Origin of the sequence: Methylobacterium sp. Leaf125, from assembly GCF_001423085.1 — a bacterium.
GTDB lineage: Bacteria > Pseudomonadota > Alphaproteobacteria > Rhizobiales > Beijerinckiaceae > Methylobacterium.
Genome location: NZ_LMNU01000001.1, coordinates 450055 through 473190, shown reverse-complemented (window position 1 = coordinate 473190; position 23136 = coordinate 450055). Strand labels below are relative to the sequence as shown.

Annotated in this window: 22 protein-coding genes; 7 read left to right on the top strand and 15 right to left on the bottom strand. The window is 69.4% G+C overall.

All coding sequences use genetic code 11. The features are described from left to right. Positions 1–263 precede the first annotated feature (263 nt). Positions 264–452 carry a 50S ribosomal protein L32 gene (gene rpmF, locus ASF58_RS02155; protein ID WP_055946842.1) on the top strand — a complete coding sequence of 63 codons (189 nt, stop codon included), beginning with the start codon at positions 264–266 and terminating at the stop codon, positions 450–452. Positions 453–582: 130 nt separating this feature from the next. On the opposite strand, the gene ASF58_RS02150 is transcribed toward rpmF, so the two are convergent. Both ASF58_RS02150 and phaR read right to left on the bottom strand, forming a co-directional pair. Further along, positions 583–831 carry a hypothetical protein gene (locus tag ASF58_RS02150; RefSeq protein WP_055946838.1) on the bottom strand — a complete coding sequence of 83 codons (249 nt, stop codon included), beginning with the start codon at positions 829–831 and terminating at the stop codon, positions 583–585. 153 nt (positions 832–984) lie between these two features. Further along, the gene (gene phaR, locus ASF58_RS02145) at positions 985–1608 is read right to left on the bottom strand and encodes a polyhydroxyalkanoate synthesis repressor PhaR (RefSeq protein ID WP_055946836.1); all 624 of its coding nucleotides are present in this window, start codon (positions 1606–1608) and stop codon (positions 985–987) included. 317 nt (positions 1609–1925) lie between these two features. On the opposite strand from phaR, the gene ASF58_RS02140 reads away from it, so the two are divergent. Beyond that, on the top strand, positions 1926–3107 hold the full coding sequence (locus ASF58_RS02140) for an acetyl-CoA C-acetyltransferase (protein ID WP_055946832.1): 1182 nt from the start codon (positions 1926–1928) through the stop codon (positions 3105–3107). Between the two features lie 134 nt (positions 3108–3241). Continuing rightward, positions 3242–3973, top strand: a complete 732-nt coding sequence (gene phbB, locus ASF58_RS02135) for an acetoacetyl-CoA reductase (RefSeq protein WP_055946829.1) — start codon at positions 3242–3244, stop codon at positions 3971–3973. A 36-nt stretch (positions 3974–4009) separates the two neighbouring features. On the opposite strand, the gene ASF58_RS02130 is transcribed toward phbB, so the two are convergent. Beyond that, a complete protein-coding gene (locus ASF58_RS02130; RefSeq protein WP_055946826.1) occupies positions 4010–5266 on the bottom strand; it encodes a glycerophosphodiester phosphodiesterase family protein in 1257 nt (418 codons plus the stop codon). Positions 5267–5418: 152 nt separating this feature from the next. Between ASF58_RS02130 and ASF58_RS02125 the strand changes: the two genes are divergently transcribed. After that, on the top strand, positions 5419–6288 hold the full coding sequence (locus ASF58_RS02125) for a DMT family transporter (protein WP_055946823.1): 870 nt from the start codon (positions 5419–5421) through the stop codon (positions 6286–6288). Between the two features lie 38 nt (positions 6289–6326). Here ASF58_RS02125 and ASF58_RS02120 read toward each other — a convergent pair whose 3' ends face one another. Genes ASF58_RS02120 through ASF58_RS02110 form a run of 3 tightly spaced genes read right to left on the bottom strand, consistent with a single transcriptional unit; the run spans position 6327 to position 7964 of the window. Next, entirely contained in the window at positions 6327–6776 is a 450-nt protein-coding gene (locus ASF58_RS02120) for a cupin domain-containing protein (RefSeq protein WP_055946820.1), read from the bottom strand. A gap of 22 nt (positions 6777–6798) precedes the next feature. Beyond that, entirely contained in the window at positions 6799–7653 is an 855-nt protein-coding gene (locus ASF58_RS02115) for a hypothetical protein (protein ID WP_156375506.1), read from the bottom strand. Beyond that, positions 7653–7964, bottom strand: a complete 312-nt coding sequence (locus tag ASF58_RS02110; protein ID WP_055946817.1) for a hypothetical protein — start codon at positions 7962–7964, stop codon at positions 7653–7655. The genes ASF58_RS02115 and ASF58_RS02110 overlap by 1 nt, the downstream gene beginning before the upstream one ends. Before the next feature lie 360 nt (positions 7965–8324). On the opposite strand from ASF58_RS02110, the gene ASF58_RS02105 reads away from it, so the two are divergent. Beyond that, entirely contained in the window at positions 8325–11240 is a 2916-nt protein-coding gene (locus ASF58_RS02105; RefSeq protein WP_055948617.1) for a phosphoenolpyruvate carboxylase, read from the top strand. Positions 11241–11319: 79 nt separating this feature from the next. On the opposite strand, the gene ASF58_RS02100 is transcribed toward ASF58_RS02105, so the two are convergent. From ASF58_RS02100 to ASF58_RS02080, 5 genes are all read right to left on the bottom strand, one after another. Next, the gene (locus ASF58_RS02100) at positions 11320–12765 is read right to left on the bottom strand and encodes a phosphomannomutase (RefSeq protein ID WP_055946814.1); all 1446 of its coding nucleotides are present in this window, start codon (positions 12763–12765) and stop codon (positions 11320–11322) included. Between the two features lie 135 nt (positions 12766–12900). After that, positions 12901–13335, bottom strand: coding sequence for an NfeD family protein (locus ASF58_RS02095; protein ID WP_055946811.1), 435 nt, complete (start codon positions 13333–13335; stop codon positions 12901–12903). Further along, on the bottom strand, positions 13332–14312 hold the full coding sequence (locus ASF58_RS02090) for an SPFH domain-containing protein (RefSeq protein WP_055946808.1): 981 nt from the start codon (positions 14310–14312) through the stop codon (positions 13332–13334). Before ASF58_RS02090 ends, ASF58_RS02095 begins: the two co-directional genes overlap by 4 nt. Before the next feature lie 104 nt (positions 14313–14416). Further along, positions 14417–15568: a hypothetical protein gene (locus ASF58_RS02085; protein ID WP_055946805.1), complete on the bottom strand. Its 1152-nt coding sequence runs from the start codon at positions 15566–15568 to the stop codon at positions 14417–14419. A 122-nt stretch (positions 15569–15690) separates the two neighbouring features. Beyond that, a complete protein-coding gene (locus ASF58_RS02080) occupies positions 15691–16527 on the bottom strand; it encodes a hypothetical protein (RefSeq protein ID WP_244477158.1) in 837 nt (278 codons plus the stop codon). 485 nt (positions 16528–17012) lie between these two features. Here ASF58_RS02080 and ASF58_RS02075 point away from each other — a divergent pair, with 485 nt between their 5' ends. Beyond that, complete coding sequence (locus ASF58_RS02075) at positions 17013–17936, top strand: lipid kinase (RefSeq protein ID WP_055946800.1); 924 nt, start codon at positions 17013–17015, stop codon at positions 17934–17936. Between the two features lie 103 nt (positions 17937–18039). Beyond that, positions 18040–18789, top strand: a complete 750-nt coding sequence (locus ASF58_RS02070) for a TerC family protein (RefSeq protein WP_055946797.1) — start codon at positions 18040–18042, stop codon at positions 18787–18789. Between the two features lie 258 nt (positions 18790–19047). Here the strand turns inward: ASF58_RS02070 and ASF58_RS02065 are convergent, their stop codons facing one another. The 4 genes from ASF58_RS02065 to ASF58_RS02050 form a co-directional block, all read right to left on the bottom strand. Beyond that, positions 19048–19908 (bottom strand): phosphatase PAP2 family protein, encoded by an 861-nt coding sequence (locus ASF58_RS02065; protein WP_055946795.1) that lies wholly within the window; start codon positions 19906–19908, stop codon positions 19048–19050. Positions 19909–20138: 230 nt separating this feature from the next. After that, a complete protein-coding gene (locus tag ASF58_RS02060) occupies positions 20139–20933 on the bottom strand; it encodes an anti-sigma factor (RefSeq protein ID WP_244477157.1) in 795 nt (264 codons plus the stop codon). A gap of 111 nt (positions 20934–21044) precedes the next feature. Further along, the gene (locus ASF58_RS02055) at positions 21045–21665 is read right to left on the bottom strand and encodes a sigma-70 family RNA polymerase sigma factor (RefSeq protein WP_055946792.1); all 621 of its coding nucleotides are present in this window, start codon (positions 21663–21665) and stop codon (positions 21045–21047) included. A gap of 57 nt (positions 21666–21722) precedes the next feature. After that, positions 21723–22835: a patatin-like phospholipase family protein gene (locus ASF58_RS02050; RefSeq protein WP_055946790.1), complete on the bottom strand. Its 1113-nt coding sequence runs from the start codon at positions 22833–22835 to the stop codon at positions 21723–21725. Positions 22836–23136: the final 301 nt, after the last annotated feature.

Below are 23136 nucleotides of genomic sequence, written 5' to 3'. Positions count from 1 at the left end.
TCCTCTGCGGGTTCAGAGCGGAGGTCTTTCCAGCGCGGCGGTGGAGGAAATCCTCCGCAGGGACCTTCGCCGCGTGGCGGTCCGATCCGCGCCGCACCTGGCGGCACCGTCTGTTCCGGCCTCCTGCGCGGGACACTCTAGCCAGAACCTGCGGGTGGCGTTATAGAGCCGCCAGCGAATCTCCGTTTGACCACGGTACCGAGGCGGCCTTCCCCTGGAAGTCGCGCCCACGGTGCCTTTTTTGCCGTAACAGGACTCTTCCGATGGCCGTTCCGAAGCGAAAGACCTCTCCCTCGCGTCGCGGCATGCGCCGCTCCGCCGACGCCCTCAAGGCCCCGACCTACGTCACCGACAAGGATTCGGGCGAGCTGCGTCGTCCCCACCACATCGATCTCAAGACCGGCATGTACCGGGGCCGCCAGGTCCTCAAGGTGAAGTCGACCGAGGCTTGAGCCTCGCGGGGGCGCCGTACGGCTGCCCCGGACTGCACCGCAGATCCGAGATTCCCGAGCCGTGGCCCCGCAAGGGCCCGGCTTTTTTTCGTTGGCCGATCCCTACCGCCGGGGGCGACGTCAGGGTCTGTCAGGCGCGGCGCGCCGCCTCTGCGTAGCGCGCGGCGGCCGAGCGTGTGCGCTCGAGGCGGGACGGCCTCAGGGTCGGCTCGACGCTGACGATGAGCTGGGCCAAGAAGCCCGACAGGGGACGAGCCGGGATCGGTCGAAACCCGGGCGCCGCGCCGCCGGAGATCACCACGAGGTCACGACGCGGGAGGGAGTCCGATTCGGGCAGCGCGCCTGCCAGGTCGTCCCGCGCCGTCTCGGTACGCGCCATGGCCCTCGCTCCCCGGGCCCGCATGGCCCGTGGGAACAGAATTGGCCCGCGTTAACGGTTCGTCAACCTTTGATCCGGCGCCTGCCGCGCAGCAAGGTTACCGGTTGAGGGTCTCGGACGATTCCTGCGACCCGCGACTCCTGCGGCCCGCGCTCACTTCTTGGCGAGGTCCTCGAGACGGGACTGCATCTCGGCCATCTGGCGTTTGAGGTCGTCGAGGTCGTTCCCGGCCGAGCCGTGCTGGGTCGGGGCGGGAACGCCCGCGGACTTGCCTGCCGAGGAGGGATGGGCGCCCATGCCGGAGAGCGGGCCGGTGCCGAAGGTGGTGAACATCTTCATTGCGTCGCCGAAGAAGCTCATATTCGCCCGGACCTGCTCCTCCATCGCACTCTGGAACGCGGTGGGCGCGAAGCTCTGCGCCATCTTCTCGCGCAAACCCTCCTGGTCCCGGGCGAAATTCGCCATGGAGAATTCCAGGAAGCTCGGAACCATGGTGCGCATGCTGTCGCCGTAGAAGCGGATCAACTGCCGCAGGAAGGCCACCGGCAGCAGGTTGTCCTCGCCGGCCTTGTTCTCCTGCTCGAAGATGATCTGCGTCAGCACCGACCGGGTGATGTCGTCGCCCGAGCGTGCATCGTAGACGAGGAAGTCCTCGCCGTTCTGCACCATCGTCGCCAAGTCCTCGAGGGTGACGTAGGTCGACGTCCCGGTGTGATAGAGGCGCCGGTTAGCGTATTTCTTGATGACGGTGTGGGTGGACTTACCGTTATCCGCCATTTCTGGGGGCCTCTCCCGGCGCGTTCGTAGCCGCGCGATCTTCTTACGGCGGCGCCGAGGACCGCTGCTCGATCCCGCGCCGCACAAGTGCACCTTAAGACGTTCCCGTGCCGACGAAAACAGCAATTTATCGCCCATCCCGCGGAATACCACGCAACGAAGCGTTTCCTGTCACGGGCGGAGCTGCAAACAACCTTCGGATGCCTTGACTTCGCAGGGTCGACGGCTTTCATCCGAGAGAACGGCACAAAGGCGCCCACGCTCGATTGCATTCAGAGCGTCAAGGGAGCGCCCGCCGGGATGAGGAGAACGTCACCATGGCAGCAGAAGAAATCGTCATCGTCGGCGCGGCGCGCACCGCGGTGGGCTCGTTCGGCGGCGTCTTCAACACCGTCCCCGCGCACGACCTCGGCGCCGTGGCGATCAAGGCCGCCCTCGAGCGCGCCGGCGTCCCGGCCGACGACGTGGACGAGGTGATCTTCGGCCAGGTGCTCACCGCCGGCGCCGGTCAGAACCCCGCCCGCCAGGCCGCCATCAAGGCCGGCATCCCCGAGAAGGCCACCGCCTGGGGTGTCAATCAGGTCTGTGGCTCGGGCCTGCGCACGGTCGCCATCGGCATGCAGCAGATCGCCAACGGCGACGCCACCGTGATCGTGGCTGGCGGCCAGGAATCGATGTCGCTCTCCCCGCACGCGCAGTACCTGCGCGGCGGCCAGAAGATGGGCGACGTCAAGCTCGTCGACACCATGATCAAGGACGGCCTCTGGGACGCCTTCAACGGCTACCACATGGGCCAGACGGCCGAGAACGTGGCGCAGGCCTTCCAGCTGACCCGCGAGCAGCAGGACCAGTTCGCCACCGCCTCGCAGAACAAGGCCGAAGCCGCCCGCAAGGAGGGGCGCTTCAAGGAGGAGATCGCCCCCGTCACCGTGCCGGGCCGCAAGGGCGACGTCGTGGTCGACACCGACGAGTACATCCGCGACGGCGCGACCGTCGAGGCCATGGCGAAGCTCAAGCCGGCCTTCACCAAGGACGGTACCGTCACCGCCGCCAACGCCTCGGGGCTCAACGACGGCGCGGCCGCCATCGTGCTGATGTCGGCCTCCGAGGCCGAACGCCGGGGCATCAAGCCCCTGGCCCGGATCGTCTCCTGGGCCACGGCCGGCGTCGACCCGAAGGTGATGGGCACCGGCCCGATCCCGGCCTCGCGCAAGGCCCTGGACAAGGCCGGCTGGAAGGCCTCCGACCTCGACCTGATCGAGGCCAACGAGGCCTTCGCCGCCCAGGCGCTCGCCGTGAACAAGGACATGGGCTGGGACACCGACAAGGTGAACGTCAATGGCGGCGCCATCGCCATCGGCCACCCGATCGGAGCCTCCGGTGCCCGCGTCCTCGTCACCCTGCTGCACGAGCTGAAGCGCCGGGACGCCAAGCGCGGCCTCGCCACCCTCTGCATCGGCGGCGGCATGGGCGTCGCCCTCTGCGTCGAGCGCGTCTGAGCCCGCGCTCCGACCGGCGCCGCATGAATTCTTGACGGCGCCGCAAATTTAAATCGGTCGCGCTCGACGTGGACCCTCCGCTAAAGCGCGACCGGCCAAACATAATCACAAGAAACCAGCTTTCGGAGGAAACCATGGCTCAGGAACGCGTCGCACTCGTCACCGGCGGTACCCGCGGCATCGGCGCCGCCATCTCGAAGGGCCTGAAGGCCAAGGGCTACAAGGTCGCGGCCAATTACGGCGGCAACGACGAGGCGGCCAACGCCTTCAAGAACGAGACCGGCATTCCGGTCTTCAAGTTCGACGTCGGCGACTACGCGGCCTGCGAGGCCGGCATCAAGGCGGTCGAGGCCGAGGTCGGCCCGGTCGACATCCTGGTCAACAATGCCGGCATCACCCGTGACGGCCTGTTCCACAAGATGACCTTCGAGAAGTGGCAGGCGGTCATCAAGACCAACCTCGACTCCGCCTTCACGGTGACCCGCCCGGTGATCGAGGGCATGCGCAACCGGGGCTTTGGTCGCATCATCCTGATTTCCTCGATCAACGGACAGAAGGGCCAGATCGGCCAGGCCAACTACTCGGCCGCCAAGGCCGGCGTGATCGGCTTCGCCAAGGCCCTGGCCCAGGAAAGCGCCTCGAAGGGCATCACCGTCAACGTGATCGCGCCGGGCTACATCGCCACCGACATGGTCATGGCGGTGCCGGAGGACGTGCGCAACAAGATCATCTCGACGATCCCGGTGGGCCGCCTCGGCGAGGCCGAGGAGATCGCCCGCGCGGTGGAGTACCTCGCCGCCGACGATTCCGGCTTCATCACCGGCTCGACCCTGACCATCAACGGCGCCCAGTACATCGCCGGATAGTCGTTCGCGCGGCTCCCTTCGCGGGAGCCGCGCCCCTCACTCGATGTCCATGCAATTGGCATAGAACGTCGCCGTCGCCGGCCAGTCCGAGAAGACCCCCTTCACCCCGACGTCGCGGTACAGCACGTCGAGGAGCGCGAAGGTGTCCCCGTCCCGGTCGATCAGCGGACGGATCGATTTGTAGTAGTACCCTCCCCCATCCTTCAGCGGCCCCGAGCGCTCGAGCGACCAGGTGATCAGGTCGAGGCCGGCGGACCGCGCCGCGCGCGCGTAAGCCGAGGGTACGATCGTCCCGTTCGGCCCGACGCGGACCAGCATCCAGAGGGGCGGCGCCAGGGTGCGCAGGCCCAGGGCAGCCAGCTCCGCCATGCCGGGCTTCCAGCTCTCCGGTTTCTCGGGATCGAAGCCCGGATCGGTCTCGTCGCGGTTGTCGAGCCACAGGGCCTGCCGCCCGAATTCGGGCTCCGCCTTCAGCCAGTACAGGATGTCCCGAAGCTGGAAGCTCTGCGGACGGACCTCGGAGGCCGGGATGCCCGCCCGCTTGTAGGCCTCGATCATCGCCTGGGTATACTGGTCCTGGCTGTAGCCCTGGAAGGGCATCGGCACTTCGGGGGCTTTCAGCTCGGGGGTGAAGCGGCGTCCCAGAGTTTTGACCAGGGCGATGTACGCGTCATGGGTCATCAGCGTGCCGGTGGTGGCGTAGAGATCGGTGCGCCAGCGCGGAGTCGCATGCGCGTAGGCTTCCCGGGTCGTGGCCTGGGGGTCGCTCGCGTCCATCTTGCCGTTGAGGCTCATGAACTCGGCCAGGGTCAGGTCGCTGGTGCAGCAGCGGGCCGAGGCCTTGCGCCCGGTGGCCGGATCGGCGGGCTGGAAGTCTTGGCTGCACTTGGCCGCCAGGTCCGGGCGGGCGAGGATGTCGGTGGTGGCGTGCAGGTCGCACTGCGCGTGCCGGCAGACCAGCTGCCGGTCCCGCGTGAAGGCGACATCGCACTCGATCACGCCGGCGCCCATGCGGGCGGCCGCCAGCACCCCCTCCCGCGTGTGCTCGGGAAACTGCAGCGGCGCGCCCCGGTGCGAGATCGAGAAGCGGCGGGCGGTGTAGGGCCTGTCCGCCCCGCAGGCCTGCAGGCGCTCCTTCAGGGGGCCGGGCTTCATGCTGTCCACGAGGTAGAAGGGTCGCGGCCCAAGCTGAGCCCGTTCCCCGGCGCCTGCCGGGCCTGCGGCGAGGACGAGGGCTATCCCCACGACCCGCGTGCCCCGGGCCCAACCCGATCCAAGAGATGCCGTGCCCATAGCTCCGCCTCCGCGCCGATCGCCGCCTCCACGGAGGTAGAGCCTGCCCGTGACCCGTCGATGAAGGCAGCGTCCCCGGACCATCTTCGCCTTGCCCGGGGCGGCCCCGGCATGGGACAGCGGCGCCTCCCGCCTCGGACCTCCGGTTTCCCATGCCCTCCGCGACCCTGCTCGGCTTCGGCGCCATCCTGCTCTGGTCGCTGCTCGCCCTGCTCACGGCCCTGTCGGGGGCGGTACCACCGTTCCAGCTCGCCGCGATGACCTTCGCGCTCGGCGGGCTCGTCGGCTGCGCCAGCTGGATCGTACGCCCCGCGGGTATCCGGGCCCTGCGCCAGCCCTGGCCGGTCTGGCTCCTCGGCGTCGGCGGACTGTTCGGATATCACGCCCTGTACTTCGCAGCCCTGCGCCTCGCCCCTCCGGCGGAGGCGGGCCTGCTCAATTATCTCTGGCCACTCCTCATCGTGCTGCTGTCGGCCCGGCTTCCCGGAGCGGCGGGCCTGCGCGCCGGCCATCTCGGCGGGGCTGCCCTCGGGCTCGCCGGCGTCGTGGTGCTGTTCGCCGGCCGCGGCCGGATCGACTTCGCCGCCGGAGCCCTGCCCGGCTACCTGGCGGCCCTGGCGGCCGCCTTCGTCTGGTCGGGCTATTCCGTGCTCTCGTCCCGGGTCGGCGCGGTGCCGACCGATGCGGTGGCGGGCTTCTGCCTCGCCACCGCCGCCCTCAGCCTCGCCTGCCACCGCGCCTTCGAGACGACGCTGTGGCCGGCGGGCGCGGGGCAGTGGGGGGCAGTCGTCGCGCTCGGCCTGGGGCCGGTGGGCGCCGCGTTCTATCTCTGGGACATCGGCGTGAAGCGGGGCGACCTGCGCCTTCTCGGGGTCGCGGCCTACGCGGCCCCGATCCTGTCGACCCTGACCCTGGTGCTGGCCGGCTATGCCGAGCCGAGTCCGGCCCTGGCGCTCGCCTGCCTTCTCATCGTCCTCGGCGCCGGGGTTGCGGTGCGGGCATCCCGCGCCGGGGCGTCCTAGCGCCCGCGCATCGCGTCCGAACCCTCACGGACCAGACATCAGGATCTGGGCATCGGGCGCCAGTCCGGCGGCGCCATCTCGAAGCCGGCGAATTCGAAGGCCGGTGAGACCGTGCAGCCCACCAGCGTCCAGGCGCCGAGACTGGTGGCCGTCTGCCAATGCCCGGCCGGGACGACGATCTGCGGCTGCTGCCCCCGCGCGAGGTCGGGACCGAGATAGGCCGCACTGGCATCGTGACCATTGGGGCTCATCGTCAGGACGAGGGGGGCGCCCGCGTGCCAGTGCCAGATCTCGGCCGCATCCACCCGGTGCCACTCGGAGACCTCCCCGAGATCGAGGAGGTAGTAGATCGCGCTGCCCACCGAGCGCCCGTCGATGCTGCGGGGGTCCCGGAAGGTCTCGCGGTAATGGCCGCCTTCCGGGTGCGGCGCGAGGCCGAGGCGGGCGATCACTTCGGCGGCGGTCGGTCCCTGGGATCCGGCACTCATGGGCGCACTCCTGCAGATGGCGTCACTCGATGGCCCCCTGCGGCAGGCTGAGGCCGGGAGGCGCCTTGGCGCCCGATGATCCGCTTCCCGACTCCTTGGTCACCTTCGGACGGGCCTTCGGCTTCGCCGCGGCCTTGCCCGGCTTGGCCGCCTCGGTCCCGGCGGACACCGGCGCGCTCTTCACGGCAGGGGCTTCCCCGCACTCCCGAAACCCGAGTTGCGCCAAGCTCTTTCCGGCGTCCGAGACGATGTTGAGCGTGTCGGGCAGGGGCGCCGGCGCGGGATCCCAGCGGACCGGGGCGCCGAGCAGGGCCCCCAGAGCCGCCGGGCTGCCGCCGCGCCGCAGGGCGAACAGGTCGGGGCCGTACGCCGTGGCGGCCTTGCCGGCGATGACGACCTCGAGGACCCGGGTCGTCTCCGGCGTGAGCGGGCGGAGCGGATTCTCGACGACGACCGCCCCCGTGCGGGTCACCCAGACCACGAAGTCCTTCGGTCCCTCGTAGACCGCCGCCCGAACCTCGCACTGTACGGTCAGGCCGGGCAGGTTAGCGGCCGGCATCGGAGCGGCGACGGGGGCAGGCTCCGGAGCGGTGGGAACGGTCGTGGGCGCCTCGGCCGCCGGTTGCGCCGCAGGTGTGGGCTCGGGACTGGCCTTAAGTTTTGGCTTGGACTTGGGCTCAGATCGAGGCTTGAGCTCAGATCTGGGCTTGGGCTTCGGGGCGACCCGGCGCGGGGACGGCACTCCGGCCGGTTCCTCGGACTCAGGAGCCACCTCGGACACCTGAGCCTGAACCGGGCCGGCGACGATCAGCGCCAGGAGGGACAGGGACGCCATGGGCTGCAGGGTCTGCCAGCGGCGCGTGCGGGAGCACACCATCAGCGGAGCTCTCGTTCTCGATGCGGATCTGGACGGGCGGGCGACGGCAACCCACGGGCCGGATCCTCATCCGAAACCGCGAGCGGCCGCTCCGGCTCGATGTCCAGGACGGTCGCGCTGCGGTCGATGGGACTGGGGCGCAGCGGCTCGAGGCTGCGGATCAGCAGATCCTCGCCGTCAGCCTCGTCCACGAGGTCTTCCTCGCGCGCCATGCGCAGTTCGGGCCGGCGCCCCCGCCTGAGCTGAAGGGCCACGAGGAAGCCGGAGAACAGGAGGACGCCCAGGGCCCCCAGGATCAGGAGTGTTTCCATGCCGGGTCCAGCGTTAGCCCAGGACGCGCCGCGTTGCATCCTCCCCCGGCGCTTTCGCGAACCGCCACGCCGCGTCGGAACGGTCCTTGCGTCGTCGAGGGACGATGTCAGAAGTAACGGCTCGAACGCGGCGGGATATCCCCAGGGCCGGGGAGGTCAGACATGAGCCGGGCAGGCGTGACCTGTTCAGGCATGACCGGTGGAGGCATGACCGGTGCAGAGATGGACCATGTGACTCCGGGCATGGCCCTCTTTCCGTGTCGATGGCCGGGGATTCCGCGCAAGTCCGACGCATCGGCGTCGTCCGCATAGCTTATGACGCCATAGCCCGCTCCCGAACCACAAGGTCGATCAATGCGCATGCATGACCTCAATCCGGCCGATGCCGCCCACGACCCCGGCCATGATCAGCAGGGGGCGGAGAGCCTGGAGCGCGACCTGCTGCGGCTGATCGAGGAATCCCGCGAGCAGGCGGCGGAGGATCCGTTCCGCAATCCCGTGCTCGCGGTGACGCTCGCCATCACCCGGCGCTTCGACCGGGGCGAGATCGGCGAGGACGACCTCGACGCGCTGTTTCCGCGGCTGCGATCCCAGTCCCTGGCGTCCCGCGCCGAGCGCCTGCGCGCCTATGTGGGTCTGGACCGGGATGCGGTGTCGGCGCCCGACAGCCGGATGGCCGCCCGTCTCGTGGCGGCGGTGCCCGCGCGCCAGGGTGATTTCGAGACCTTCCGGGACCTCGTCGGCCGCACGGGCTTCGCCGTGGTCTTCACCGCCCATCCGACCTTCGGGATGCCGCGCGCCGTCGCCGCCCTGATCGCACAGGCGGCGAGTCAGGCCGAGGGCACCGCCCGCGAGCCGCTGCTCGCGCGCGCGGCCGCCCTTTCGACCCGCCCCGACCCGAACATCAGCCTCGACGACGAATTCGAACAGGCCTGCATCGCGGCCAATCACGGCCGTACCGCCGTCGACGGCTTCAACGCCGCACTCCTCGATGCGGCACGGGCGCGCTGGCCCGACCGCTGGACGGAGCTCGTCCCGAAACCCTTCGCGATCGCGAGCTGGGTCGGGTGCGACACCGACGGGCGCACCGATATCGGCTGGTGGGACACCCTGCGCTATCGCCTGGAATCGAAGCGGATGCAGCTCGACCGGGTCATGCGGCACCTACCTCAGGTTCCCGCGACCCAGGTGGTGCGCGACCTCACTGGGAGTGCCCTCGCCGCCGTGAACCGCCAGCTCGCCGTCGCGCCCCGACTCGGAACCAAGCCGTCCCTGGAAGCGGTGCACCGCTTCGCCCTCGCCCTGATCATCGAGCGCGAACGGGCTCAGACCGATTCCAGCGCGATCCTGGCCGGGCTCGCGGGGGCCCTCGGGGCGACCGAATCCGAGGCGGACCAGCGCAGCATCGCCCTGCTGCGGTCCGGCATCGCCACCCACGGTCTCTCGAACGCCCTGCCGCATTTCCGGCTGAACGCCAGCCAGATCCACAACGCGGTGCGGCGCGTCATCGATCTCGAGGGCGAGCCCACGGACGCCGCCCAGCGCCGTTCGCACCTCGCCACCATCCACGCGTTGCTCAACGACGTGCAGGCGGTGGACGTGGATTTCGGTGCGCTCGCCGCCGAGCGGGCCTCGGCCGCCCGGCTGATGATGACGATCACCCAGATTCTCAAGCACGTGGACGGCACCCACCCGGTCCGCTTCCTGATCGCCGAGACCGAGACCGGCTACACCCTGCTCGCCGCCCTCTGGCTGGCGCGCCACTACGGCATCGCCGACAGGGTCGAGATCACGCCGCTGTTCGAGACGGCCAGCGCCCTCGAACAGGGCATCCGGGTCCTCGACGATGCGCTCCGCAACCCGCATTGGCGGCAATATCTCAAGCGCATCGGACGCCTGACCGTGCAGTTCGGGTACTCCGATTCCGGGCGCTATGTCGGTCAGCTCGCGGCGAGCTTCTGGATCGAGCGCCTGCGCCTGCGCATCACCGAGCTGATGGTGCAGAACGATCTCACGGGCGTGGAGCTCGCGATCTTCGACACACACGGCGAATCCATCGGCCGGGGCGCGCATCCCAGCTCTCTGCGCGACCGCTTGGCCTATCTCGCCCCGGAGGATTCGCGTCGACGCAACCGGAATGCCGGGATCCGGGTCCGCCTCGAATCGAGCTTCCAGGGCTCGGACGGCTACCTGATGTTCGGGACCCTGCCCCTGGCCGAGGCCACGGTGGAGCGCATCGCCGAGCACGTCTTCGCCTTCGATGTCGCCGACGACGACAGCTTCGCCGACTATGTCCTCTCCGATCCCGCCAGCGGGGCCGACGAGACCGACGACCCGATCTACGCCGAAGCGGATTTCGCCGCCGAGTTCTTCACCGTGGTGCGCCAGGACATGGAGGCACTGGTCGACGATCCCGGCTACGCCGCCCTGCTCGGGACCTTCGGCCCGAGCCTCCTCGACCGCACGGGCTCCCGGCCCGTCGCCCGCCAGACCGACGGCGGCGGCCCGACCATGATCACCCACCCGCGCCAGATGCGGGCGATCCCCAACAACGCGATCCTGCAGCAGCTCGGCTTCCTGGCCAATTCCCTGCACGGCGTCGGCCGTGCGGCGGGCCGGACCCCAGACCTGTTCCGCGACATGCGCCGGGATTCCGTGCGCTTCTCCCGGGCCTTCCGCCTGGTGCAGCACGCAGCCAGCGTCTCCGACCTCGACGTGTTGCGCGCGTATATCGACACGCTCGACCCGGCGGTGTGGCTGGAGCGGGCCCGGCGCACCCAGCGCGACGGCCGGCGCGAGGAACTCGTGGTGATCGCCAACGCCCTCGATCGGCTGCGGCTCGCCCCCGACCTGCGCCACCTCTTCGGCCGCTTCACCTGCGACTGGCTCAACCTGCAGGTCGCCGCTCCCGACCTCGGCCGGATGTCCGCCCGCTTGACCCTGCTGCACGCGATCCGCCTCGCGCTGATCCACCGGATCTGGTTCCTGGCCGTGCACATCCCGGGTTTCCGCCCGCAATCGGGCGTGAGCCGCGAGGCGCTGATCGAGCGCTTCCTGCGCCTCGATATCGACGGCTGCCTCACGCTGCTGGAGGACATCTTCCCGATCACCCCGGATCCGACCCTCGGCCTGAACTTCGGCGAGCCGGCAGGGCCGCGCGACGTCGGCACCTACGAGGCCGAGCACAAGACGCTGTTCGAGCCGATCCGGCGCAGCTTCCAGCGGGTGCGCGAGATCTCGGGCATGATCCAGCACGAGGTGGGCGCGTTCGGATGAGGCCGAGGCTCGCGGCCCCGGCGCACCGACGCCGTCGGGTCGCACCGGCGGCTCCTCACCTTCAGGGTCCGAACGCCGCTCAGGGCGACGTTGGATCCGAGCCCGGCACGTCCATCTTCATCGCGGCCGCCGCAGCCGCCAATCCCCAGCGGACCAGATCCTCAGCCTCTCCGGCCGTTCCCGCCTCGGCGTAGCAGCGCAGCTCAGGCGCATTGCCGGACGCGCGGAAGTGGATGGTCCGTCCACCATCCAGCTCCATCCTGACGCCATCCTGAGCGTCGATGGCGCGCGGCTCACCGATCGGCCGGACGAACTCCCGCCGATACGCCGCTTCGCTGAGCTGCTGCAGGAAGGCACCGCTCTTCTCGGCCGGCGTGTTGGGCAGGCGGTCGCTCGCCGTCTCGCCCACGCAGAGGGACACGACGAGGTCCGCGAGCGACATCCCGGCTTTGCGCGCCGCCGCCAGAGTTGCCAGGATCGGCAGCATCGCATCACGTGTCGGCAGCGCGGGCAGGGTTCGGCCATCGAGGGTCACGTCCGAACCGAGCAGGAAGCCGCCATTGGCCTCGAAGCCGACGACGGCGTCGGCGCCCTCCGTCTCCGCTTGGGCCATACCGGCGATGACGTAGGGCGAGCCGACCCTGGTGCGCAGCACCCGCCGGAATCCGCCTGCGTGCTCGATGGCCGAGCCGGCCGTGACGGGCACGACGACGGTGTCGACGCCGAGATATCGCGCCGTGATCAGCCCGAGGACATCCCCCCGCAGGATTCGTCCGGCGGCATCCGCGACCAGCGGCCGGTCCGCGTCGCCATCGGTCGTCACCAGGGCGTCGAAGTCGCCGGACGCCATGGCATCGCGGATGAAGGCGATATCTTCTGGTCGATGGGCCTCCGTGTCGATCGGAACGAAGCGGTCCGCGCGCCCGATCGGGGTGACGTCCGCGCCCAGCGCCGTCAGCAGTTCGACGAGCAGGTCGCGCGCCACGGAACTCTGCTGGTAGACCGCGATCCTGAGGCCAGCCAGGATGTCGGTTGCGAAGGCCTCGCAATAACGCCGCCGGTAGTGGTCCACCGCGCCGGACTCCGGCACAGCGGGATCGGCCGCCGCCATGGTGCCTTCCGTCGAGATGTCGCCGAGGGCCGCCAGGATCGCAGCCTCATCGGTCTTGGTGATTTCACCGTCGGGCCGATAGAATTTCAGGCCGTTCCGGTCCTCCGGAATGTGGCTGCCGGTGACCATCACGGCACAGACGCCGCGCCGAAGCGCTTCCAGAGCCAGGGCCGGGGTCGGTAGCGCGTCGCAGTCGATGGCCGTGAAGCCCGCGCCCGCCGCGGCGGCCGCCACCGTGGCCGCGATGCCGGGGCTGCTGTCGCGCAGGTCCCGCCCGATCAGGACGGTGCGATCGGTGCTGGTCGTCTCGGCGACGGAGCGGAAGAAGGCGCTCGCATAGGCGTAGCTCGGCCAGCCCACCAGGTCGGTGACCAGCCCCCGCAATCCGCTCGTCCCAAACTTCAAGTTACTCATGAAAGCTCCGATTACAGGCTTGCGGCGCAGCACCGGCAAGACAGCAGAGCTGCTTCTCGGAGAAGCGGTTCCCTGTCTCAATTGCGCGCCGATTCGTGAAGGCCAGCAGTGCGATCCCCTTGGGGCGGACGGTGCCTATACCGACACGACCGTGAGCAGCGTGCCCTCCACACCCGTCACCCGCACCCGGGCACCCAGCGGCGCATCGGGGCCGGTGACGCGCCAGAGGGTGTCGTTGACGCGGATACGTCCCTCCCCGGCGACGATCGGTGCCACCAGGGGATAGTCCCGCCCGACAAGACCCCGTGCGCCCTGATTCAGGGCGTTCGGACCGGCCTTGGCCCGGCGGCTCGCGACCACCGCGAAGGTGACCGATAGGACGGCGAACAGCAGCAGCTGTCCCTGCCAGGGCATTGGGACGAGGAGAATCTGAAGCCCCGTGACCACGGCTGCGAGACCGAGCCAGAGCAGGAACACCCCCGAGGCGACGAGTTCGGTTCCCATCAGCACGAGGCCGACGAGGATCCAGGTCCAGGCCGGGCCGATCGCGTCGACGAACGATGCGATCATCGCCCCGACCCGTCGACATTCGGGGGCAGGCCCCCGCTCTTCCGGGCAGGAGCCCCCTCGCCGAAGACGCTGCGGGTGATCTCGGCGATGCCGCCCAGGGTGCCGGCCAGGGCTGCCGCCTCGATCGGCACCACCACCACGCGCTGGTTCGGCGCGGTGGCAATGGCCTTCACCGCATCGACATACTTCTCCGCCACGAGGAAATTCGCTGCCGCAAGGTCGCCCTTGGCGATGGCTTCGCTGACGAGTCGGGTCGCCCGCGCCTCGGCCTCCGCCCCGCGCTCGCGCGCCTCCGCGTCGCGAAAGGCTGCCTCCTTGCGCCCTTCCGCCTCCAGGATCGCCGATTGCTTGCGCCCCTCCGCGCGCAGGATCTCGGCCTGCCGGTGCCCCTCCGCCTCCAGCACGGAGGCGCGCTTCTCGCGCTCGGCCTTCATCTGGCGCGCCATCGCGCCGGCGAGGTCGGCGGGCGGCACGATGTCCTTGATCTCGATACGCGTCATCTTCACGCCCCAGGGCGAGGCCGCGGCATCCATCACCCGCAGCAGGCGCTCATTGATCTCGTCGCGGTGCGACAGGAGTTGGTCGAGGTCCATGGAGCCGACCACCGTGCGGATGTTGGTCATGGTCAGGGTCATCATCGCGACCTCGAGGTCGGAGACCTCGTAGGAAGCCCTAGCCGCATCGAGGACCTGGTAGAAGACAACGGCATCGATCCGCACACCGGCATTGTCGCGGGTGAAGGCCTCCTGGCTCGGAACGTCGATGACCTGTTCCATCACGTTCACCCGCCGGCCGATGCGCTCGACATAGGGAGCGATGAGGCCCAGGCCGGATTCCAGGCTGCGGTGATACTTGCCGAACCGCTCCACGGTGTAGACGTGCCCCTGCGGCACGATGTTGATGCCGATCCCGAGGGTCACGACGACGAGTACCACGAGCACCACCGCCGCGACGCTCACGCCCACAGAGAAATCCATGCCTCGTTCCCCCGGCGATCCCGCCGGCATTGAGACCGGCCGGATGATGCGACGCAAGGGTGTTCGGTGCCTCCTGCGGCGCCGAAATGACCGAGCTCAGGGTATCAGCGTGCCCAGACCCCGAGGCGCTCGGCGCGGGCATGGTCCTCGGCGGCCACGAGGTCGGGCGTCGCCTCGGGTGAGGCGCGGCCTCCGCCGTTGAACAGCACCACCTCGGAGAGATCGCGCCCATCCACCGCGCACAGGCGGGCCTCGCTGCCGGCCACCGGCTGGCAGGTGACGGTACGGCCGGCGAGGTAGCGGGTGAGTTCGTCGGCCTGTCCGCCGCGCACCCACTCCACACCGAAGAGACGTATCAGCTTGCCGCCGACACGCAGGGTCGCGGTGTCGATGACCTCCACCGGACCGCTGATCTCGTTGGCCACGGCCTGTTTCGGTGGCGCTTCCTCCGGCGGGGCCGGACTCATGTCGGGTGCGCTCGGCGGCGCCGCGGTGGACGCGGCCTGCGACGGGGATTGAGCCGCTCCCCCGGCGTCCGGCGAAGCGGCCTCCTGCGGCGTCCGCCCTCCGAAGACGGCGAGGAGAGCCACGAGTGCCGCGGCTCCGAGCCCGATCGGGAGGGCGCGCCGGGATAGGGCATCGCGCATCACATTGCGATCACGGGCGACTTCGCCGAGCCGCGAGGCGCTGTCGGCGAGGCGGCCGCGGGCATAACCGCCGACGCGTTGCGCTCCCTCTCGGACGCGGCCCGCGACGAGACCGGCCCGGCTCGGCTCGGCAGGGGCGGCCGCGGACCCCGGCGCGGGCGGCTCTGGCAACGAAGACGCGACGCCGTTGCGCCGGAGTGTCGCGAGGCGGCCGGACAGGGCGGTGGCGAGGGCACGGCTGCGGGTGGCCGAGCGCGCGACCAGGGACCGCGCCAGGACCGACTGCGACTCGACGAATCGTGCCGTTGCCGTTCGGAAATCCTCCGCTGGAACGGGTTCCGGCGCGGGCGCAGGGTCCGGTTCAGGGATCGGCCGGAACAGGGCGGGGTGCCGGTCGCGGAATTCCGCGAGCAAGGCCGACAGATCCATCGGGACGAGGGTCCCGTCCGCCTCGCTGACGTGACGTGGTGCGCCCGTCCGGTCGATGACACGGTACCCAGGAGACTCCGCGCTCGGCACGAGGGCCGCCTCCGCCAGGAGGGCGAGCGTGCGCTCGGCCACCGGGTAGGTACCCGCCTGCGCGACCGCTTGAGCGATGCGCAGGCGCAAGGCCTCACGCTCCGAGGCCGTCCCGTCCCGTCGCGCGTCACCCGGTACCGGCGAGGGTGGATTTCGATCATCCAAGACGCGCACAACTCCGGGTATGACGCACCGATCGCGACGGGCCGACCTCAGGCACCGCGCTGCGCATTCGCTATAGCGCTCTGCGGCCCTGCACCATAGCGGCGCAGCACGCGGCTCGACTCGGCGACGATCAGCGGGCGCTCTCCGGCGAAGCTGATGGTGAGGGTGAGTTCGGACACGCCCTGCGAACGCACGCCACGCGCCGGATTGTCGGCGCGGAAGTCGAAGGTGGTGTGGACGATGCAGGTTGCGCTGACCGCATTGCAGGCCGTTCGGGTCGCTCCACCCTGCGCTTCGTAGCGCCGCTCGGGCCAGCGCCGGACGAAGCGGCGTTTCTCGGCGATGAGGGCCGCCAGTGACAGGATGCGACCGTGGAAACGTACCCGCTCGGCATAGAACCGCGGCGCGGCAGCCACCATCGCCTCCCCGGAGGCCGAGACCGTGTCGAGGTAGCGGTCGGTCAGGCGCGTTGCGGCGGCGGCCCATTCGGGAAAGCGAGCGTCCGCTGCCGCCGGTGAGGCCATCGGGGTGTCGGCCAGGCGTGGGCGGATATGCAGGCGCTCCGGTGCAGCGCGTCCCTCGCGGGTCGCCGGACGGCGGCCGTCGCCGGATCCCGCCACGCGACGCCGGTGCGAGGCCATCGGCGTCCGCTCGGCACGCGCCGCGTCCTGAGCCGCCTGACCGTCCGCCTGCGCCTTGGCCGTCGCGGGCGTCTCCGCCATGGGCTTCTCGGCCTCCGGCTTCTCAGAGGCGGATTTCTCGAGCGACGGCGTCTCGCCGACGACCTTGTCCGTGCCGGGCTTCAGGGTCTGTCGAGCCGGCGGGTCGACCCACCCCGGGCGTGTCTGAGCCTGCGCCGTTCCGAGGGACAGAGCAACGCTCATCAACGCGACGGACGACGCGAAGCCAAGTCGGACAAGACCGGTTCCGTTGGAGCTTGGACCGTGGTGCATGGCATCATCACCGGGGTCGCGGCCGGGGTTTCGGAAAAGCACGTGCGGGACCGATCGACCGGAGTGAAACGTCGGGCGTGCCCGCTAAGTTTCCCTGAATACGCGCGCAACGGTTCGGCGCGGATTCCGAAGTGTGGACGAGTGCGAGGATTGCGGGGACGCACCACGGCACGGACGCATGGGCCGCAGCACGGACTCTTGTGCCGAACGGCTCTTGTCATTGCCAAGCCTGAACCCACCTTGTGGATCGGGTCCGGGCCCCTCTGGCGGTCGAGGCGTTGACCGTGATGTCGGACCCTTCCATGCTTTTGCGCTGACGCGGCGCGAACGCACCGGAGGGTGTCGAACCTCATGGTCCCTCGTTGTCTCCCGTTCTCTCATCGCCAGCCTGATGCGCGCCGAATCGGAGGCTTCCGATGAGCACGCATTCCCGCAAGGCGCTCCTCCTCGTCAATCCGAAGGCCCGCAACGGCAGCTTCTCCCTCGACGAAGTTCGTGACGTCCTGCGTGCCGGGGGGATCGAACCCTTCGAGCCGCCAGGTGACGCCGACTGCACTGCCGTCATCAAGCGCCACGCGCAGGGTTGCGATCTCGTCATCCTCGGCGGCGGCGACGGCACCCTCAACGCAGCCGCTCCTGCTCTGGTCGAGACAGGATTGCCCCTGGGCATCCTGCCCCTCGGCACGGCGAACGACCTCGCCCGCTCCCTCGGTCTCCCGGTCGACCCGGTGGAGGCCGCTCGCCTCATCACCAGCGCGGAGGCGCGTCCGGCCGATCTCGGCTGTGTCAACGGACACTACTACTTCAACGTCGCCAGCATCGGCTTCTCGGCGGATCTGGCCGGTGACCTCACGGCAGAATCGAAGAAGACCTGGGGCACCCTCGGCTACGGCATCGCAGCGGTTCGCGTGCTGCGGCGAATGCGGCCCTTCACCGTCTACATCGAGCATGATGGTCAGACCGAAACGGTACGCACCATCCAGGTGTCGGTGGGCAATGGGCGTCACTACGGCGGTGGCATGACCGTGGAGGAGACGGCCACCGTCGACGACGGCAAGCTCGACTTCTACAGCCTGGAGGTCGCCCATTGGTGGCGGCTGCTGATGCTCCTGCCGTCCCTGCGCAGAGGCACCCAGGGCAAGGCGGCCGACGTGCGAGCCTTCAGCACCACCGAGATCGTGGTGAAGACCAAGAAGCCGCGCCCCGTGAACACCGACGGCGAATTGTCGACCTACACGCCGGCCCATTTCAAGGTGGTGCCGAAGGCGGTGCGGATCTTCAGCCCGGCGCCGGCCGACCGGCCGGGTGTTGCCGCGAGCAGCCCTGGCCTGACGGCCTGACCGAGCCGAATCCGGGGCCGGACCGGCCCCGTCCCTCTTCATCCCTGCTCCCGGCGCGACGCCGTTCGGGGGGAGCGGCCCTGACTGACTCGACGAGGCCACTGTGGACAGCCTGCTTCAACTCGCCAGCGACCCGACCGCCTGGGCGGCCCTCGCCACCCTGGTGGTGATGGAGGTCGTGCTCGGCATCGACAACCTCATCTTCATCTCGATCCTGACCAACAAGCTTCCGCCCGAGCACCAGCAGAAGGCGCGACGCATCGGCATCGGCCTCGCGCTGATCCTGCGCCTCGGCCTGCTCGCCACCATCGCGTACATCGTCGCCCTGACGCAGCCGGTCTTCGAGGTGTTCGGCAAGGGCTTCTCCTGGCGCGATCTCATTCTCATCGCCGGTGGCCTCTTCCTGTTGTGGAAGGCTACGAAGGAGATCCACCACACCGTCGATCCGGAGCCGGAAACGCCCGGGAGCAGCGCCGTGCGGCTCGGCTTCGCCGCGGCTATCGGCCAGATCCTCGTCCTCGACCTCGTCTTCTCCATCGACAGCATCATCACGGCGGTCGGCATGACGGAGCACGTGCCCATCATGGTGATCGCCGTCGTCACCGCCGTGACCGTGATGCTGCTGGCCGCCGATCCACTGTCGCGGTTCATCGCCGTCAACCCAACGGTGGTGATGCTGGCGCTGGGCTTCCTCATCATGATCGGCATGACACTGATCGCCGAGGGCTTCGGTGCTCACGTGCCGAAGGGCTACATCTACACCGCCATGGCTTTCTCGGCGGGCGTCGAGGGGCTGAACATGCTGGCCGGGCGCCGGAGGCGTACCCAGACCGGAACGGTGACGAAATCCTGAGGAAACATCGTTAACGTTTCACGGGAAAACTCTCGACGCGGTCCGACCGGGCGATCGGCCGGGCCGCAGCTACTTCGTTGTCGCAGGCGTTCCGCGGGTCGCCGAAATGGCCATTCCTCAAAGGCGGATCACACGCTTCTCCCAGGAGACCAAGTCTCCTCCCTCGATGTCGGGGCCAGCGTAGGGTCGGAGTTAGCGCAGGACAACGTGCGGCCGACCCGTCCGGTGGGAGATTGAACGGGCTGGCGAAGGGACTGCCTACAGGATCGGCTCGCGGGCTGCGGCCTCCTCACGGGCGCAGACGGCTTGGTCGGGAGCCTGACCACCGGCCGTCCTGAGCTTGCCGAGCTCGATGCGCGCTTTGTCGAGGTCGGCTCGGAAGCCGGCATCGCCCTGCAAGGCGGCAAAGACGGCGCTGGCGGCCGTGCGCCCGGCCTCGATATCGCTGGCCCAATGCAAACCGCAGACGACACGGCTCTCGCCGTACGAGCGGGCACGGACGAAGAACTGCGTCGTCTTCTCCGGCATCAGCGCCGCCATGATCGCTGCGTAGGTCCAGGCCTGGGTCGCATGGCTCGAGGGGAAGCTGAAGGCATTGCCCAGCTCAGAGGTCCGCACGACGCAGATCTCCGCATCGTTGCCGACGAAGGGACGCAAGCGGCGGTAATGCAGCTTCGGACCGCGCGTGGCCTGAGCAATGTCGAGACGCGCGCGTTCCAGAAGGGTCATCAGGGCAGGCGCCCGAGATTGCTCGATGCGCTGGCCGATGACGCAGGCGAAATCGTCGAGGATCGCCGAGGCACCATCGGCGACATCGGTGGTAGCTAGGGTCCAGCGCGGCGTTCCCTTGAGGGACCGGGTGGCGACGAACGCGGCCTTGTCCGCCGCCTCGGCTGCCGACTGACCCCGTGGCGGGGCCCCGAGGATCGCCACGGTGTCGGGCGCCTGCGCGTCGGACAGGTAGGGGACCCGGGCTGCCTTGCCGGGTGTCAGGGGCGTGGCACCGACGGCGGGGGCCGAGGTCGGTTTCTGCGCAGTCTCCTCCGCCAGAACCGAGATCGGAGCGATCCCGGCCGGTAGGGCGACGAGGAACATCAGTGTCTGGAACAGGCGGGCCATCGGCGTCTCGACGTCAGAGGTCAGCACAGAGCAGGTGCCACTGGAGTATAGGGCTTCTATACAACAGGCCTATGGCACGGTTCGTCTGAACGCTGACGAAATCGCCTTGGATGTTTCCTTCAGACCCTCGGAAAATGCTGGACGAGGGAACGATCAGGCTTGGCCGTCTCGCATCGACCAGGAGGTCGATGCGCCGGACGATGCCGACGCCGGACCGGCGCGACGATCGCTCAGAGCTTCGTCGCGGACCGGCCGGCGAGACTGCGCGCCGCGGATTCGAGGCCGGCATGGTCGCGGCCTCCGCTGAGGGCGTAGGCCGAGTGGCCGGCGGTCCAGTAGGCCGTCTCGCCGTCGCCGGGACGCGTCACTTCGCTCGGGGCGACGTGACCGTCGAGGCTGCGTGTGGCGAACAGGGAGACCTCGCCGAGCGTGCCGGCGTCGATCATCACCTCGATGCCCGTGCCGTTGCGGGCCGGCACGATCTGCACGTCGCGCACCGTCCAGTCCGCCGGAAGGTCAGGCAGCGCGATGCCGGTGGCGGCGGCGATGCCGGCGCGGTCATAGGCCTGAGCCTGATCGCCCCGTTGCGCCGCGATGCGGGCGCGAACCTGCGCCGCCTCGCGGGCATGGCGGGCATCGGCCACCAGGGCCGGATCGACGGGGGAAGCGAATGTGTCAGGCACGCCCAGGAAGGGCCCGTCGGAATGGGCCAGCCAGCCGGTGCCGACGAGGAGCGCGATCACCGCGGCACGGCGCAGGCGGTCGCCGAATCGGCGCCAGGCCAAGGTCCGGTCGAGGCGCCGTGCGGCGGCCCGGTTACGCTCGGGTCCGGAGCCGGGATGGATGGCGAAGGCCTGCCGGAGCGCGTCACGGTCATGCAGCTCGGCCATGATCTGCGCGGCGGTCTCGGGGTTGCGCGCCAAGTGGGCCTCCACGTCGAGGCGGCGCATCCCGTCGAGCTGGCCATCCACGAAGGCGGTGAGGTCATTCTCTGTGATCGGATCGATCATCGCGGTCTGGTCCATGGCGTCGGCTCCGGTCGGATACAGGGGGCGCGTCCCCGGACAAGGAGTCCCGGCCGCGCTGAGGAGGGATCGGCCTGGGGATGGCGCTCCGTCCTGGTCTTCAAAGACATCTCAGGTGTCGCCGACGGCGCGGCCTGTTCGGAGCGAGGCGTCATCCTCGCCCTGGGCGACCAGGCGCAAGCGTGGCCGCTCTGCCGCGAGGCGCTGGCGCCGTTCGGCCACACCGCTCCCCTGGCGCTCGCCTTCCTCGAAGGCGCGCAGGGCGGCGCGGCCCCGACCGAGGCGCGACATCAGCGTGCCGATGGGAATGCCGAGGACAGCCGCCGCATCCGCATAGGCCATGCCTTCCAGGGTGACGAGGTGGAGGGCGGCGCGCTGCTCTTCCGGCAGCGTGAGGAAGGCGCGCCGGATCTGCGCGAGGCGTACCTGGGCCTCCTGGGCCGGGGGCGCCATCTCCTCGCTCATCTGCACGAGCGTGTCGGCGTGGCGGGCCTCGACCCGCTTCCGGCGCTGCTCGTCGATGAAGACATTGTGCAGCACCGTCATCATCCAGGTGCGCAGGTTGGTGTTCGGCCGCGCCGCCTGGCCCGATTCCAGGGCCCGCACCAGAGCATCGTGTACGAGGTCATCGGCCCGCAGCGTATCGCGCGTCAGGGCCCGCGCGTAGCGCCGGAGGGGCACGAGCAGGTCGACGATGGCGGTGGGGCCGGGCCGGTTCGGTTCGGTCGTCATAAGAGCATCAACGCACGAACCGCTGCTCTTAATCCAGCCGCGGTGTGCGCAAGCGCATCAGCGGTAGGTCGCCTCCAGATCGAGGGTGCAGGTTCGGCCGATCTGTTCGTAATTCTCGGCGATCCAAGCCTGCGCCGCGCCACGACCCTTGTCCCGCAGACGCTCGAACACCCGCCAGCGGGCATCGAGGCGCGACGAGGCCTGATACTCGTCGAGGGCCCCCGTGCCGTCGATGCGGTGCACGTACTGCGACTGGTACTCGCCTCGGCCGAGCACGCCCTCGGCAATGAGGTGGTCGACGAAATCGATCGCGCGCAGCTCGCGCATCAGGTTGGCGTTGAAGGTAATTTCGTTGAGCCGATCCTGGATCTCCTGCGGGGTGCGCGGGGTCTCGCGGCGCTCCACCGGGTTGATCTGCACCAGGACGATGTCGCGGGTCTCGGCCCCCCGATAGAGGGGATAGAGCGGTGGGTTGCCGAGATAGCCGCCATCCCAGTAGGGCACGCCGTCGATCTCCACTGCCTGGAACACGGTCGGCAGGCAGGCGGAGGCCATGAGGTGATCGACGTTCAGCGCCTCGCGCTCGAACACCGCGAGCTTGCCCGTCCAGACATTGGTGGCGGAGACGAAGACCGCCGCCGTCTCGGCGGCGCGCAGGCGTTCGAAATCCACCTGGGCAGCCAGCACCTTGCGGAGCGGATTGTAGTTCAGCGGGTTCGACGTGTAGGGGCTGGTCTTCAGGGCCCGGCTCCAGAACTCCGCGATCGGATTGTTCGACCAGAACTCGAACAGGCCGCTAAAGGCGCGGCGCTGGGCCGGCCAGAAGTCGCCATCGAGGCTGACCTCGCGCCAGAATCGCTCCAGGGCCCGGCGAGCGCCCTCGGGCCCGTCCTCGAGCCAGCCGTCGACCATCACGACGGCGTTCATCGCACCGGCACTTGCGCCGGTGATCGCCTCGAAACCGAGGCGTCCGTCCTCGATCAGCGCATCGAGCACGCCCCAGGTGAAGGCGCCGTGTGCGCCGCCGCCCTGAAGAGCGAGGGCCACGGTCTTCTCCGCACGCGGACCGGCCATCACGCGGGTCTTGGCGGCGGGCTGCATCCGCAGGTCCCGTTCGACCGGAACGTCGATAAGCGAATCGGCCGTCGGCTCCTGATGCGGATCAAGCATGCGGATCTCCCAAAATTTATGCTGCAGCGCAATATATGATGCCGCAAGGCCACAAACAGGCGGGAAGATGCAGCGGTTCCCTGTCCGCGACGCAGCCCTGCCACCCGGATCGGCCCCGAAACTCGACATCGCCGCCCAGATGGGACATGGGAGGAGCCGAATACGATCAGCGTGTTTGCTGTGCCGTCGGAATGCCCGGTGACGCAGCAGACTTGACGCCCGCCCGCCGTCATCTCAGCTAAACGATCGAGGGCGTAGAGTTTGCGGCATCGGCACGCCGCCCCCGGCCCGGACCGGTCCG

What these genes read in the sequence shown, in the direction of transcription:
- ASF58_RS02120 (WP_055946820.1), bottom strand. Translation starts at nt 6,776, where the DNA reads ATGAGTGCCGGATCCCAGGGACCGACCGCCGCCGAAGTGATCGCCCGC.
- ASF58_RS02105 (WP_055948617.1), top strand. Translation starts at nt 8,325, where the DNA reads ATGCATGACCTCAATCCGGCCGATGCCGCCCACGACCCCGGCCATGAT.
- ASF58_RS02055 (WP_055946792.1), bottom strand. Translation starts at nt 21,665, where the DNA reads ATGACGACCGAACCGAACCGGCCCGGCCCCACCGCCATCGTCGACCTG.
- rpmF (WP_055946842.1), top strand. Translation starts at nt 264, where the DNA reads ATGGCCGTTCCGAAGCGAAAGACCTCTCCCTCGCGTCGCGGCATGCGC.
- ASF58_RS02140 (WP_055946832.1), top strand. Translation starts at nt 1,926, where the DNA reads ATGGCAGCAGAAGAAATCGTCATCGTCGGCGCGGCGCGCACCGCGGTG.
- ASF58_RS02075 (WP_055946800.1), top strand. Translation starts at nt 17,013, where the DNA reads ATGAGCACGCATTCCCGCAAGGCGCTCCTCCTCGTCAATCCGAAGGCC.
- ASF58_RS02115 (WP_156375506.1), bottom strand. Translation starts at nt 7,653, where the DNA reads ATGGTGTGCTCCCGCACGCGCCGCTGGCAGACCCTGCAGCCCATGGCG.
- ASF58_RS02130 (WP_055946826.1), bottom strand. Translation starts at nt 5,266, where the DNA reads ATGGGCACGGCATCTCTTGGATCGGGTTGGGCCCGGGGCACGCGGGTC.
- phbB (WP_055946829.1), top strand. Translation starts at nt 3,242, where the DNA reads ATGGCTCAGGAACGCGTCGCACTCGTCACCGGCGGTACCCGCGGCATC.
- phaR (WP_055946836.1), bottom strand. Translation starts at nt 1,608, where the DNA reads ATGGCGGATAACGGTAAGTCCACCCACACCGTCATCAAGAAATACGCT.
- ASF58_RS02150 (WP_055946838.1), bottom strand. Translation starts at nt 831, where the DNA reads ATGGCGCGTACCGAGACGGCGCGGGACGACCTGGCAGGCGCGCTGCCC.
- ASF58_RS02065 (WP_055946795.1), bottom strand. Translation starts at nt 19,908, where the DNA reads ATGGCCCGCCTGTTCCAGACACTGATGTTCCTCGTCGCCCTACCGGCC.
- ASF58_RS02050 (WP_055946790.1), bottom strand. Translation starts at nt 22,835, where the DNA reads ATGCTTGATCCGCATCAGGAGCCGACGGCCGATTCGCTTATCGACGTT.
- ASF58_RS02090 (WP_055946808.1), bottom strand. Translation starts at nt 14,312, where the DNA reads ATGGATTTCTCTGTGGGCGTGAGCGTCGCGGCGGTGGTGCTCGTGGTA.
- ASF58_RS02080 (WP_244477158.1), bottom strand. Translation starts at nt 16,527, where the DNA reads ATGAGCGTTGCTCTGTCCCTCGGAACGGCGCAGGCTCAGACACGCCCG.
- ASF58_RS02125 (WP_055946823.1), top strand. Translation starts at nt 5,419, where the DNA reads ATGCCCTCCGCGACCCTGCTCGGCTTCGGCGCCATCCTGCTCTGGTCG.
- ASF58_RS02110 (WP_055946817.1), bottom strand. Translation starts at nt 7,964, where the DNA reads ATGGAAACACTCCTGATCCTGGGGGCCCTGGGCGTCCTCCTGTTCTCC.
- ASF58_RS02100 (WP_055946814.1), bottom strand. Translation starts at nt 12,765, where the DNA reads ATGAGTAACTTGAAGTTTGGGACGAGCGGATTGCGGGGGCTGGTCACC.
- ASF58_RS02060 (WP_244477157.1), bottom strand. Translation starts at nt 20,933, where the DNA reads ATGGACCAGACCGCGATGATCGATCCGATCACAGAGAATGACCTCACC.
- ASF58_RS02095 (WP_055946811.1), bottom strand. Translation starts at nt 13,335, where the DNA reads ATGATCGCATCGTTCGTCGACGCGATCGGCCCGGCCTGGACCTGGATC.